The sequence below is a fragment of the Chishuiella changwenlii genome, assembly GCF_900142565.1.
Taxonomy (GTDB): Bacteria; Bacteroidota; Bacteroidia; order Flavobacteriales; family Weeksellaceae; genus Empedobacter; species Empedobacter changwenlii.
The window spans coordinates 219,629-233,441 of record NZ_FRBH01000008.1 but is presented as its reverse complement, the minus strand read 5'-3'; the positions used below and the strand labels follow the sequence as shown (position 1 = coordinate 233,441).

The following is a 13,813-nucleotide window of genomic DNA, read 5'->3' as shown; positions in this document are numbered from 1 at the left end:
GGCTCACCTCTTCCCATTCCGAACAGAGAAGTTAAGCCTGCCTGCGCCGATGGTACTGTTACTACGGGAGAGTAGGTCGTCGCCAGTTTTTAATTGAAAGCCTCAAGTGAATAACTTGAGGCTTTTTTTGTGTTTATAGATTTGAGATAGTAGAAACTAGATAGGAGATTATTGTACAATGTAAAAAGTATAATGTACAATGTACAATGTAAAGAGTACAATGTAGCTTAGACTTCTTAAAACTAACTTCTAACCTCGAACTTCCAACTTCTAGCAACCCTTCCTTATAATCTTATATCTTAAACCTAAATTCCAATCTCGTTCTTATATAATTGTTTATATAGAAATATATTTCTACTTTTGAATGATTGGTGTAAACTTAACCGTTTAATAACAGGGAATCAGGTGAAAATCCTGAACAGACCCGCTGCTGTAAGTTCTATAGTTTCTGAAAAGATAATATAAATTCACTATTTGAAAGAATGGGAAGGATTTTTCAGAAAGAGCAAGTCAGAAGACCTACCAATTTTATGAATATTGTTGAATGCTTTCGTGGATTGAAGCAGGAAATTTTGTAGATTATTTCTGTAATCTATTCATTTCTTCCTATAATTCTGTTAGCACTAATTGATAGAAATTGATAATGAATTCTCTAAAGGTTCTAGCTTATTGTTTTTTCTTAATGTGTTCTATAAATACTTTTGCTCAAATTGAGCGTGATAGTATTATGGAATTACAACAGGTTGAAATTTTATCAATAAATCAGAAAGCGGTTATCCCAGCTCAAGAATTAAAAGGAGAACAGCTCGAAGCTCTAAACAGCCATTCAGTTGCTGATGCTATTCGTTATTTCGCAGGAGTACAAATAAAGGATTATGGTGGAGTTGGCGGATTAAAAACTGTTGATGTCCGAGGAATGGGGTCACAACACGTTGGTGTTTTCTATGATGGTATTCAACTTGGAAATGCACAAAATGGAATGGTTGACTTAGGAAAGTTTTCTTTAGATGATATGGAAGTTATTTCGCTTTATAATGGTCAAAAAAGTAATATTTTTCAACCAGCAAAAGATTATGCTTCCGCTTCCGCAATTTATCTACAAACAAAAAGACCATCATTTAAAGATAATAAGAATACCAATGTTACTTTACGTTATAAATTAGGTTCAATACAATTAATTAATCCATCTGTAAGAGTAGAACAAAAAATTACAGATCAATTAGCAGCATTTTTGAGTGCAGAGTATGTCAAAACTAATGGTGTGTATAAATTTCGTTATCAACGAAAAAATAGAGACGGCTCTACTGCTTATGATACTGTTTTGAAAAGAAGAGATGGACAAGTAGATGCTAAACGAGTAGAATTAGGCTTAGTTGGAAAAGGATACAATTCGAATTGGAATGTTAAAGGGTATTTGTACGACTCGGATAGAGGTGTTCCTGCAGCTATTGTTCGTGGACGTTTTGATGGAAGAGGGCAAACTTGGGTAGATAAGAATTATTTTCTACAAGGAAGCTATGAGAAAAGATTCAATAAATTTCAATCTAAAGTAAATGCAAAGTTTGCATACGATTTTACACATTATACAGATACTGTTTCTACTGTAAAAGCTGAAAATAAATATATACAAAGAGAGGCTTATGTTTCTTGGGCAAACATATATTCTATTACAGATAAATGGGATGTAAGTTTCTCTACCGATTATCAGTTTAATAATTTAGATGCAGATCTTGCGGAATTTTCTTATCCTACACGACATACTAATTTAGTTGCATTTGCATCAACTTATCGTTGGGATAAATTTTATTTACAAGGAAGTTTATTAGGGAGTTTTGTAAAAGAAAGTGTTGAAAAAAATACAAGTTCGCCAGATAAAAATGTGTGGACACCTACAATTATTGCCAATTATCAACCATTTACAAGAGAAGATTTTAATATTAGAGCATTTTATAAACGAATATTTAGAATGCCAACTTTTAATGATTTGTATTATACGAATGTTGGTTTTTCAAATTTAAAACCAGAATATAGTTCACAGTATAATCTTGGATTTTCTTATAAAAAATTGTTAGATGGATTCTTTAAATCATTCAGTATAGATGCGGATGCTTATTATAATGAGGTTACAGATAAAATTGTTGCAGCACCATCGGGAAGTTTATTTCGATTTACGATGCTAAATCTCGCAAAAACAAAAATGAAAGGAGTTGATATAAAAGTTCGTTCTTCTTTTCAATTAGGAGAAATTCATTTTTCACCTTCAGCGAACTATAGCTTTTTAGAAGCACAAGATGTAAGCAACCCTAGCGATACATTTTATAAAAATCAAATTCCATATACACCAAAAAATAGTGGATCTTTTGTAATGAGTGCGAAATACAGAACATGGAATTTTAATTATAGTTTTATTTATGTAGGAGAGCGTTACAATGTACACAAAGATAATATCAGAGTAAATAGATTAAATCCTTGGTTTACGAATGATTTAGGGGTACATAAAGAATTTCAGATTAATCAAAATCTATTAAAAGTTTCATTTGAGCTGAATAATGTTCTAAATCAACAATACGATGTCGTTTATAATTATCCTATGCCAGGACGTCAATTTAAAATAATTTTAAGTGCAAATTTATGAGAAATATAATCCAAATAATAAGTTGCTTGTTCTTGTTAATCTTCATCAATAGTTGTACGCAAGATAATTATATTATTGAAGAAGAAGAGGAAGGTGTTACTAATCCAGAAAATAATAATGTAAAAGGATTTTACTTATTAAATGAAGGAAATATGGGAAGTAATTCTGCTACAATAGATTTTATGGACTTCTCTTTAGGTGTTTATAGAAAAAACATATATGCGACTGCAAATCCCACAATGGTAAAAGAATTAGGTGATGTAGGGAACGATATAAAAGTTTATGGAAATAAATTATATGCAGTAATTAATGTGTCTAATTTTATTGAAGTAATGGATTTAAAAACAGCTAAACATATCGGAACAATTCCATTAGAAAATGGAAGGTATATAACTTTTGCAAATGGAAAAGCCTATGCTTCTTCTTATGCAGGACCAGTATCAATTGATCCGAAAGCACCATTAGGAAAAGTTGTAGAAATAGATACATTGAGTTTATCTGTAATGAGAGAAGTAACAGTAGGCTATCAACCCGAAGAATTGGAGGTAATTGGCAACAAATTATTTGTCGCTAATTCTGGTGGTTATAAAGCTCCAAATTATGACAAAACGATATCTGTTGTAGATTTAAGCACATTTAAAGAAACAGAAAAAATAGAAGTAGGAATAAATCTTCACCGATTAAAGAAAGATTCGCAAGGAGATTTATATGTAACTTCTAGAGGAGATTACAGAGATGTTCCATCAAATTTATATGTGATCAATTCACAAACATATCAGATTAAGAAAACCTTTAATATACCTGTTTCAAATTTTACAATAGATGATGATAAGTTATATTATTATTCAAACGAATTTAATTACAACACATCACAGTCAACAAAATCTTATGGTATAATTAATACAAATACAGAAGAAATTATCAATAATAAATTAATCAATGATGCAGAATTAAACAATATACGAACACCATATGGGATAGCTGTACATCCAAATACGAAAGATATTTTCTTAACAGATGTTGGCGATTATGTTTCGATGGGATTTGTTTATTGTTTTGACAAGAATGGAATGTTTAAGTGGAAAACAACAACAGGAAATATTCCTGCTCATTTTGCATTTGTCTATAAATAAAAAACGATGAAAAACACAAAAAATCTATTATTAACCGCATTAAGTTTAGTTGTATTACAAAGCTGTAGTGAGGATGAAACAATTATCCATTTAGATGATGAAGTTGCATTAGAAAGTTCTTATAACGGTACGCGATTAAAAACATTATCAATAGTACCTAAAGCGCTAGGAAATGATAGTGCAGCGTATACTTGGAAATTGGGTAATGAAGTTGTTGGTAACGAAAAAGTTTTAGGTTTTGTTTCTGAACAAGCAGGTTCTTATAATTTGAGTTTAGAAATTAAAACTGCTGCAGGAACAAAAACATATACAACGACAGTTAATATAGCTCAAGAAACAGTAACGTATAGTAAACATATTGCTCAAGTATTTGATTTTTTACCAGCAGTTGGACAATTTGTGAATAAACTTCCAGCTTATACAACTGGAAATTCTCAAACAGAAATGGTGGCTAATGCTGCCGCAGATTTAGTTGGTAGTGCGCCAAAAGTAATCAGTCTTGGAGGTTTTGGAGGTTATGTTGTTTTTGGATTTGATCATACAATTGTGAATAAACCAAATGTAAGAGATTTTAAAATTCTTGGAAATGGTTTTGCTGGATCATCTGAACCAGGTATTATAATGGTTGCTTATGACAAAAATAAAAATGGAAAACCAGACGAAGATGAGTGGTATGAAATTGCAGGAAGTGAGTATAAAAATCCTAATGCAATAAAGAACTATACAATCACTTATCAAAAACCAACTGTTGAAGATGAAAAACCAAATAATGAATATATTAAATGGTCTGATAATCAAGGAAATTCTGGTTTTAAAGTAAAGAACTCATTTCATAAACAATCTTACTATCCTTTATGGTTTGCACAAAATGAACTGAAATTTACAGGAACTCGTTTACCAGACAATTATACAGATCAGAGTGGAAATGGAACATATTGGACAGGTAAGCAATACGCTTTTGGATATGCAGATAATGCGTCTAATGATAGTGAAGATTCTAATATAGATATTGATTGGGCAGTTGATAAAAATGGAAATCCAGTAAAATTAATGGGAATAGATTTTATTAAGGTTTATACAGCTATTAATCAAGAAGCAGGTTGGTTAGGAGAGATTTCAACTGAAGTTGGAGGAGCTTATGATCTTCATATTAAGTAATAATAAATAAGCTCATATTTAATGAAAATACTTAAAAAGACTTTAAAATACATCCTTTACTTAATTTTTGGTATCGTTTCTATTTTGGCAGTTTATTTAATTACTGAGAGAGTTTTATCACGATCTACTGTTGAAGAAATTCCACAAGAAGAAGTCAAAAGTATACAAGTATATCTTTTATCTAATGGTGTACATACAGATATTGTATTGCCAGTAAAAACAGAAGAAATAGATTGGAATACTATTTTTCCATTTGAAAACACAATAGGTAAGAGAACAGATTTTAAATATGTAGCAATAGGATGGGGAGATAAGGGGTTTTATCTTGATACACCAGAATGGTCAGATTTAAAAGCTTCAACAGCAATAAATGCGGCAATTGGTAATGGTACTACAGCTTTGCATGTTACTTATTATGATACGATGAAGGAAAATGAGCTGTCGAAGACAGCAATGATTTCTATAGCTCAGTATAAAAAATTAATTCAATTTATAAGTAACTCATTACAAAAAAGAGCTGATGATAAAAGTATCTTAATTGAAACTACAGCTCAATACGGACGTAATGATGCATTTTATGAAGCAAAAGGATCTTATAGTATCTTTCATACGTGTAATACTTGGACAAATAATGCATTAAAATTTAGTGGAATGAAAGCTTCTAAATGGGTTGCATTTGATAAAGGAATACTTTATCAATATACTGATAATCAGAAATAATTAGAATATAAATAGGTTCTAATAATTAAAAATTTAAATAATTAAACACATATAAAATGAAATTTAACTTTACTAAAAAGATTTTTCTTAATCTTTTATTTGTTTCATCTTCTATTCTATTTTTAGCATCATGTAATAACGACGACGATGCATCAGAATTAGTTGAACAAAATGTTGTGACGGCAGATGTCTCAAAATTTGATTTATCGAATGGATTAGATGCAAATGGAGGAAAAATATGGTCGAAAACACTTACAGCAAACTCTGAATTAAATGTAGGAATTTTTAATTTTAGCCATGATGTAACTTCATGGGGATCATGGACAGGTTTCACAGTTTCTAATAGTAATGATAATACAGATCACATAAAGTCTGAAGGAGGATGGATTCCAAATCAATACGGAACAATGCCAAAAGGTGGTGCAGATGGAGTGGGAACACCATTTTTAGTTTCTTATGCAGATCAATATAATTTGAATGGCGAATTAAAAGTTGGAGAAAATATTGATGTTAATAAATTTTCAAGTGTTGTAAAGATCAACGATACTACAAATAAGTATAAGGCGAAGAGTGTAAAATTAGCAATTAGTCCTTGGTCTTATTATGGAGTTTTAAATGGAGATCAGTTTGCAAGAAAATTTGTAAAAGGAGATTATTTTGCAATTCATATTTACGGTGTTTCTGCAAACAATCAAATTACTACAGCAAAACCTGTAACGCATTACTTTGTTGATTTTCGTAATGCAGTAGGTAATATTTCTACAACATGGCAAGATGTTGATTTATCTACTTTAGGAGAAGTAAAATATTTAGTATTCTTCTTAGAATCAACAGACATGAGTGCAGGTTATGCAAATACAGCACTTTACTTTACAATGGATAAACTGAAAGTAGAGAAATTATAAAACTTTTTATATAAGTAATTTTTATAAAGGTTGAGCAGCGCTCAACCTTTATTGTTTATAAACCGAATAATGTTGTACTTTTGGCAACTAGAAATATTGGGGAATCGTGTGTAAATCACGAACTGTCGCGCAACTGTAAGTAATTTCTAATTACAAAGTCAGATTACCAATACTTATAAGATCATACTTTCGCGATTGAAGTAGCAGTCTATTACATCTCATTCTTAATAGATAGAAAGATGAATTAGAAATTAATTCATGCTCAATTTGCGTTTGTATTTTTCATTAAAAAACAAACAAAGAATATATAATTATGAGAAAAACTTTACTTTCTATCGTTTCAATTTGTGCACTTCACTACTCTTTTGCTCAAACAAAAGAATTTAATAATGGCGTATTTATCGTAAACGAAGACTGGTTTGGTCACTCAAACGGTTCAGTTAATTTTATTAATTCAGATAATACGGTAGATTATAATGCCTATAAAACTGTAAATCCTGGAGAAGAGTTTGGTGTAACTACTCAATCTGGAACAATCTATGGTGATAAATTTTACTTCGTTTCAAAGCAAGGAAATCGTTTAGTTGTTGCAGATGCTAAAACATTAACAAAGGAAGCTTCATTTACAACAATTGGTGGGGACGGGAGATCATTTCTAGGAGTAGATTCTAAAACAGGTTACATCGGAACATCAGAAGGAATATATTTATTTGATATTAAAAATCTACAAGTAGGTACATTAATAGAAGGAACAAATAAGAAAGGACAAATAGGAAATATGGTTAGAACTCAAAATTATGTTTTTGCAGTTTCTCAATCTGGAGGTATGCTAATTATAGATCCAAAATCTCATAAAATTAAACAAACAATCTTAGGTTCTTTTAATTCTGTTGTTCAATCAAAAGATGGGAACGTTTGGGCAGCACAATCGAATAAAATCATAAAAATTAATCCTGTAACATTAGAAACATTAGAAATTACTGTTCCTACTAATATTTCAAGTGATGCAAGTGCATGGAACGCAGGTAATTTTTGTGCTTCTACAAAAAGTAATGTACTTTATTTCTTTACAGGTTCTAGTTGGTCACGAAAACCTAATTTGGTGAAATATGACATCGATAATAATCAATTCAATGAAAACTTTTTAACAATTCCAGGTCAAGAAAATCAATATAAACAAACAGCTTATGGAGCAGGAGTAAGAGTAGATCCTGTTTCTGATGAATTAGTTATTACGACAACAGAAAGTGGTTTTGGAGCTCATTATGAAAAAAACTGGGTACATAGATATGATAATCAAGGTAATTTGGTAAAAACAATTCAATTAAATGATTACTATTGGTTTCAAGCTTTACCTGTTTTTCCTGATGTAAGTGCACCACAAATAAATGGATTAGAAGCAACTTATCATATTAATTCTGAAACGAAAATAGATTTAAAAGATAAAGTTTTTGATGAAGATAATTTATCATCAGCGATTTTAAAAGAGTTAACTATTATAGAAAATGAAGAAGTAGTAGATATATCAATTAATGCTGAGGAAGAGTTAATTATCAAACCATTAAAAAATGGAACAGCAACAATCAATTTATCATTTAATTCTAATGGAAAAGTTGTTGAACAACCAATTACAATTTCTACAGCAGTTTTAGGATTAATTGATGCAAATAAATCAGGAACAAATATCTATCCTAATCCAGTAACTAATACTTTATTTATAGAGACGGATAAAGCGGATAAAGCTGAAATCTATAATTTGGCTGGATTAAAAGTTGCAGAAAAAGTATTACAAAAAGGTAAAAATAATATAGATGTTAACAACCTATCAAAAGGTGTTTATATCATTAAAACCAACAACACAACTTATAAGATTATTAAAAAGTAGTGTTATTATTTATTTGTTATGAAGGTTGAGCATTGCTCAACCTTTTTTTATTTAAAATAATTTTATCACGACCAAATATTATTCTTTTCAGTGATTAAATATAGGCTGTTTAAAGTTTAATATTTTGTTTTTAGATTATATATAAGATATTATAACTTATTTTTTAAACTATTGAAGTTATTTGTTTTGAGTTATTAACTTTGTATAGAATTTATGAGTTAAAAAATTGGAGAATCGTGTGAGAATCACGAACTGTCGCGCAACTGTAAGTAATGATGAATTACAAGTCAGATTACCAATAAAAACATAAGATGATACTTTCGCGATTTGAAGTCAGTCTATCATATAACATTAAGTAAAATTAAGTTGTAGTTAAAAGGGAATAAGTATGCTGTATTTATTCATCACTTCGCGTTTGTATTTTTTGTAAAATTAAAAACAACCAAAACAAAAATGCAAACACAAATTTTAGGTTATCCACGAATTGGAGCAAACAGAGAATTAAAAAAAGCCTGTGAAAATTATTGGGCAGGAAAAATTCAGTTAGAAACATTGCTAAAATGTAGACGAGAAATTACAAAAAACAATTGGGACATTCAGCAAGCAGCTGGCATAGATTTAATTCCATGTAATGATTTCTCTTTTTATGATCAAGTTTTAGATTTAACACTTTCCTTAGGTGCAATACCAGAAAGATTTAATGCAGTAGCATTAAATAAAAAGAATTCTGAATTAGATTTATATTTTGCAATGGCAAGAGGTTATCAAAAAGATGATTTAGATATTACTGCAATGGAAATGACAAAATGGTTCGATACGAATTATCATTACATTGTACCAGAGTTTACAAAAAATCAGAATTTTAATTATTTTTCTCAATCAATTTTAAATGAATTTATTTCAGCTAAAAAAGAAGGATTCGAGCCAAAAACAGTTTTAATAGGAGCTGTTACTTATTTATTATTAGGAAAAGAAAAAGAAGAAAATTTTGATCGTTTAGATTTAATAGATCGTTTATTACCTGTTTACACACAAATTTTAGAAGATTTAGTAAAACATGGTGCGAAAGTTATTCAGTTCGATGAACCTTTTTTAGCATTGGATATTAACGATAAGACAAAAGAAATCTATCAAAATGTTTATCAGAAAATTAGAAAACAATTTCCTCAACTTGTTATACAAGTTGCTACTTACTTTGATGGATTAAAAGATAACACTTCACTTGCAGTTAATTTACCTATTGATATTTTGCATTTAGATTTAGTTCGAAATTTAGAGCAATTAGATACTGTTTTAAATGAAATTCCAGCACATTTAAATCTATCATTAGGATTAGTTGACGGACGAAACATTTGGAAAAATGATTACAAAAAATCAATTGAAACTATTCAGAATGCAGTTCAAAAAATAGGAGAAGAACGTGTTATTATTGCCTCATCTTGTTCACTTCTTCATTCTCCTTACGATTTAGATTTAGAAACAAACGAAGATAATTTACCATCAGAAATAAAAGATTGGTTAGCATTTGCTAAACAAAAAGTAAGTGAAATTGCTTTTTTACGAGATTTTGTAAATAATCCTGAAAATGATGCATTGGTTGAAAAATATAAAGAGAATCAAGATGCAATTTATAGACGAACAACATCAAAATTAATTCATAAAGAACATGTTAAAAATAGATTAGATGAAGTACAACCTTCAGATTTTTCTCGAGACAGTGCGTTTATTGATAGAAAAGAAACTCAACAACATGTGCTTCATCTTCCTTTATATCCAACAACAACAATAGGATCATTTCCTCAAACACAAGAAGTAAGAAGTTGGCGATCTAAATATAAAAAAGGCGAACTAACTACAGAACAATACGACGATTTATTAAAACAAGAAACGGAACGAACAATTCGTTGGCAAGAAGAAATAGGAATAGATGTATTGGTTCATGGTGAATATGAACGAAATGATATGGTAGAATATTTTGGTGAAAAACTAAAAGGCTTTGCTTTTTCTAAAAATGGTTGGGTACAAAGTTATGGTAGCCGATGTGTAAAACCTCCAGTAATTTATGGCGATGTTTACCGTGAAGAAGCTATGACAGTTTATTGGTCAAGTTATGCACAATCAATTTCAGATAAATGGGTAAAAGGAATGTTAACTGGTCCAGTAACAATTTTGCAATGGTCTTTTGTAAGAGATGATCAACCAAGATCTACTACTTGTCAACAAATTGCACTGGCTATACAAGACGAAGTAAAAGACTTAGAAGCAGCAGGTATAAAAATTATTCAGATAGATGAGCCTGCAATTAGAGAAGGTTTACCATTAAGAAAAACAGAATGGCAAGAATACCTTAAATGGGCAGTAGATTCGTTTAAATTATCATCGAGTAATGTTTCAGATTCTACACAAATTCATACACATATGTGTTATTCAGAATTTAATGATATTATAGACAGCATAGCTGCTTTAGATGCAGATGTTATTACGATAGAATGTTCTCGTAGTCAGATGGAATTATTAAATGCATTCTCCGATTTTAACTATCCTAATGATATTGGTCCTGGTGTTTATGACATTCATTCTCCTCGTGTACCAACAAAACAAGAAATGATAGATTTAATTAAAAAAGCTTCTAATGTAATTCCAACCAATCAGTTGTGGATAAATCCAGATTGTGGGCTAAAAACACGCCATTGGGAAGAAACAGAAAAGGCATTAATTGAAATGGTCGCAGCAACAAAAGAATTAAGAGAAATATATCAACCGACAAGTATATAATATTTGACTCTAAAATTAATTAAAAATGAAATTCCCAATTTTTTAAGATTGGGAATTTTTTTTGGATATATTTAAAAATAATTTTACTATTTAAACCTCAAAAGTTACATAGTAACCTTCGTGTGCACGAACATTAAAAACAGTATTATCTTCGAAAATTAAATACTGACCTTTTATTCCTTTCAAAACACCTTCTACTGTTGGCATCTTTTTTAGGTTTGTCGATTTTACTTTTTCAGGATAGCTTAAAACAGGATAATCTAATTTTAATACTTCTGGTTCCTCAACCAAAAATTGTCTAAATTCTTCGTTAACCTCTTTTCTTATTTCTTGGTATTGAGTATACAAATCAATTTCAGGAACGTCGTTTTTCAACATTCGTTGCCAATTTGTTTTATCAGCAATCACATTTTTTAAAGAAACCTCAATCATTCCAGCTTCATAACGATTGTCTGTTCTAGCAATTACAATAGCTTCCGAAGCACCTTGATCTATCCAACGAGTCGGAATTTGTGTTAAGCGCGTTACACCAACTTTTATTCCTGATGAATTAGCTAAATAAACAATATGTGGTTGTAATTCGAATTTTTGTTCCCACTCTAAATCACGTTGAGCAATTCCTAAATGTGCAGTTGATAATTCTGGACTAATAATACTTGGGTTAGCTTGTGGTAAAGTAAAAAAACAATTTTTACAATATCCCATTTGATAAATCTCTTTATCCTCATGACAACCTAAGCATTCGTAATGATCAAAATTTATTTTAATTTTCTTTCCCAACAACTGATTCATCACAATAAAATCGTGTTTGAAATTCCAATAATATTGAATTGGACTTCCATTTTCTGTCGTCATTTTACGAATTTGCCCTTCAAACTGCATTTGCTAACTAAAGTTTATTAATTTTGTGTAAATCTACAAAACTTTTATTGGATGGGAATAGTCAATAAGATTATGGAAGTCATGATGCGAAGCCGAATGAATGTAATAGAAGCTAGCATCAAAGATCCAATTGGTACACAAGAACGCGTGCTTTTTGAGAATATCAAAAAAGCCAAAACGACTATTTATGGAAAAGAGTTTCATTTTGATGAGATTAAGAAAGTTCATAAATTTCAGAAACGTGTTCCTGCTGTTTTCTACGAAGATTTTCAACACTATATAGAATTAGCACGTAAAGGAGAAAAAGACGTAACATGGCATGGGAAGATAAAATGGTTTGCCAAATCTTCTGGTACAACAAATGCCAAAAGTAAATTTATTCCAATTAGTAAAGAGTCTTTAGAAGATTGTCATTATGCAGCAGGTAAAACAATGTTTGCATTGTATTTAAATGCTTTTCCAGAAACCGAAATTTTTATGTGTAAAAATTTACGAATTGGAGGAAGTAGTGAATTATATCAAAAATATGATACTCGTTTTGGTGATTTATCTGCAATTCTGATTGATAATTTACCTTTCTATGCAGAAATGAAAAACATTCCGAATAGAGAAATTTCGTTGATGTCGGATTGGAACCTAAAGATGAATGCAATTATTAATGCAACAAAAAATGAAGATGTTGGTTCTTTAACAGGAGTTCCATCTTGGATGTTAGTTGTTTTGAATAAATTATTAGAAGAAACAGGAAATAATTATTTGGATGAGTTGTGGCCTAATCTAGAAGTTTTTTTTCATGGAGGAATCAGCTTTAAACCTTACGAGGAAAATTATAATCTGATTACGCAAAAACAATTAAATTATTTTGAGTTGTATAATGCTTCCGAAGGTTTTTTTGGAGTTCAAGATCAGCTTCATAGTAAAGATTTGTTGCTTTTATTAGACAATGGAATTTTCTACGAATTTATTCCAATGGAAGAATTTGGATCAGACAAACAACGTTTCTTAACAATTGCTGAGGTAGAGGTTGGTAAAAATTACGCCATGGTAATTACGACAAATGGAGGTTTGTGGCGCTATATTATTGGTGATACCGTACGTTTTACTTCAACAGATCCACATAGAATTGTAGTTTCTGGTAGAACAAAACATTATATTAATGCTTTTGGTGAAGAATTGGTAATTGAAAATGCAGAAGAAGCCTTAAAAATAGCTTGTGAGCGTACAAATGCGAGAGTTTCTGAATATACAGCTGGACCAGTTTTCATGCAGCAGAAAGAAAAAGGAGCACATGAATGGATGATAGAATTTGACCAAGAGCCAGAGAATTTTGAGTTATTTATTTCTGTTTTAGATCAGTCTTTACAGAATATTAATTCTGATTATGAAGCAAAAAGATTTAATAATATGACACTTAATCCTCCAGTAGTTCATAAAGCTCGTAAAAAATTATTTGTAGAATGGATGGCTTCTCGTGGGAAATTAGGTGGACAAAATAAAGTTCCTCGTTTATCAAATACGAGAGAATTTATAGATCCTTTAATTGAATTGAACAAGCAAGTATTTTAAGAAAAATCTATAATTAAGTAATGAGATGAATTTTATCCTCTATTAAAATTTTCTAATTATTTATAAATAAAAAGCATTGTTGTTTTTATTTATTCGGTTTTAAGTACTTAATAATGTGTTTTTTAATAATTGATAAATATATTTGTATATGTAA

General features: G+C 30.0%; 9 protein-coding genes, 1 rRNA gene and 3 riboswitches. Of the genes, 9 read left to right on the top strand and 1 reads right to left on the bottom strand.

Annotated features, from left to right (window positions below):
• The 8 genes from rrf to metE all read left to right on the top strand — a co-directional run.
• Positions 1 to 88 (top strand): 5S ribosomal RNA (gene rrf / locus BUA86_RS11680); the annotation flags it as partial.
• A gap of 264 nt (positions 89 to 352) precedes the next feature.
• Positions 353 to 541, top strand: a riboswitch (cobalamin riboswitch).
• 186 nt (positions 542 to 727) lie between these two features.
• Positions 728 to 2,635 (top strand): TonB-dependent receptor, encoded by a 1,908-nt coding sequence (locus BUA86_RS11675; RefSeq protein ID WP_229731944.1) that lies wholly within the window; start codon positions 728 to 730, stop codon positions 2,633 to 2,635.
• Positions 2,632 to 3,768 (top strand): YncE family protein, encoded by a 1,137-nt coding sequence (locus BUA86_RS11670; RefSeq protein WP_072932849.1) that lies wholly within the window; start codon positions 2,632 to 2,634, stop codon positions 3,766 to 3,768. Before BUA86_RS11675 ends, BUA86_RS11670 begins: the two co-directional genes overlap by 4 nt.
• Positions 3,769 to 3,774: 6 nt before the next feature.
• Entirely contained in the window at positions 3,775 to 4,926 is a 1,152-nt protein-coding gene (locus BUA86_RS11665; protein WP_072932847.1) for a PKD-like domain-containing protein, read from the top strand.
• Positions 4,927 to 4,947: 21 nt separating this feature from the next.
• The gene (locus tag BUA86_RS11660; RefSeq protein WP_072932845.1) at positions 4,948 to 5,646 is read left to right on the top strand and encodes a TIGR02117 family protein; all 699 of its coding nucleotides are present in this window, start codon (positions 4,948 to 4,950) and stop codon (positions 5,644 to 5,646) included.
• A gap of 56 nt (positions 5,647 to 5,702) precedes the next feature.
• Entirely contained in the window at positions 5,703 to 6,551 is an 849-nt protein-coding gene (locus BUA86_RS11655) for a DUF4465 domain-containing protein (protein WP_072932843.1), read from the top strand.
• 83 nt (positions 6,552 to 6,634) lie between these two features.
• Positions 6,635 to 6,728: riboswitch (adenosylcobalamin-variant (AdoCbl-variant) riboswitch) on the top strand.
• Between the two features lie 136 nt (positions 6,729 to 6,864).
• The gene (locus BUA86_RS11650; protein ID WP_072932841.1) at positions 6,865 to 8,436 is read left to right on the top strand and encodes a DUF5074 domain-containing protein; all 1,572 of its coding nucleotides are present in this window, start codon (positions 6,865 to 6,867) and stop codon (positions 8,434 to 8,436) included.
• 177 nt (positions 8,437 to 8,613) lie between these two features.
• Positions 8,614 to 8,754, top strand: a riboswitch (cobalamin riboswitch).
• A gap of 135 nt (positions 8,755 to 8,889) precedes the next feature.
• Complete coding sequence (gene metE, locus BUA86_RS11645) at positions 8,890 to 11,211, top strand: 5-methyltetrahydropteroyltriglutamate--homocysteine S-methyltransferase (protein ID WP_072932840.1); 2,322 nt, start codon at positions 8,890 to 8,892, stop codon at positions 11,209 to 11,211.
• A gap of 90 nt (positions 11,212 to 11,301) precedes the next feature.
• Here the strand turns inward: metE and BUA86_RS11640 are convergent, their stop codons facing one another.
• Positions 11,302 to 12,093, bottom strand: a complete 792-nt coding sequence (locus BUA86_RS11640; RefSeq protein WP_072932838.1) for a DUF2797 domain-containing protein — start codon at positions 12,091 to 12,093, stop codon at positions 11,302 to 11,304.
• A gap of 51 nt (positions 12,094 to 12,144) precedes the next feature.
• Between BUA86_RS11640 and BUA86_RS11635 the strand changes: the two genes are divergently transcribed.
• A complete protein-coding gene (locus BUA86_RS11635) occupies positions 12,145 to 13,659 on the top strand; it encodes a GH3 auxin-responsive promoter family protein (protein ID WP_072932836.1) in 1,515 nt (504 codons plus the stop codon).
• Positions 13,660 to 13,813: the final 154 nt, after the last annotated feature.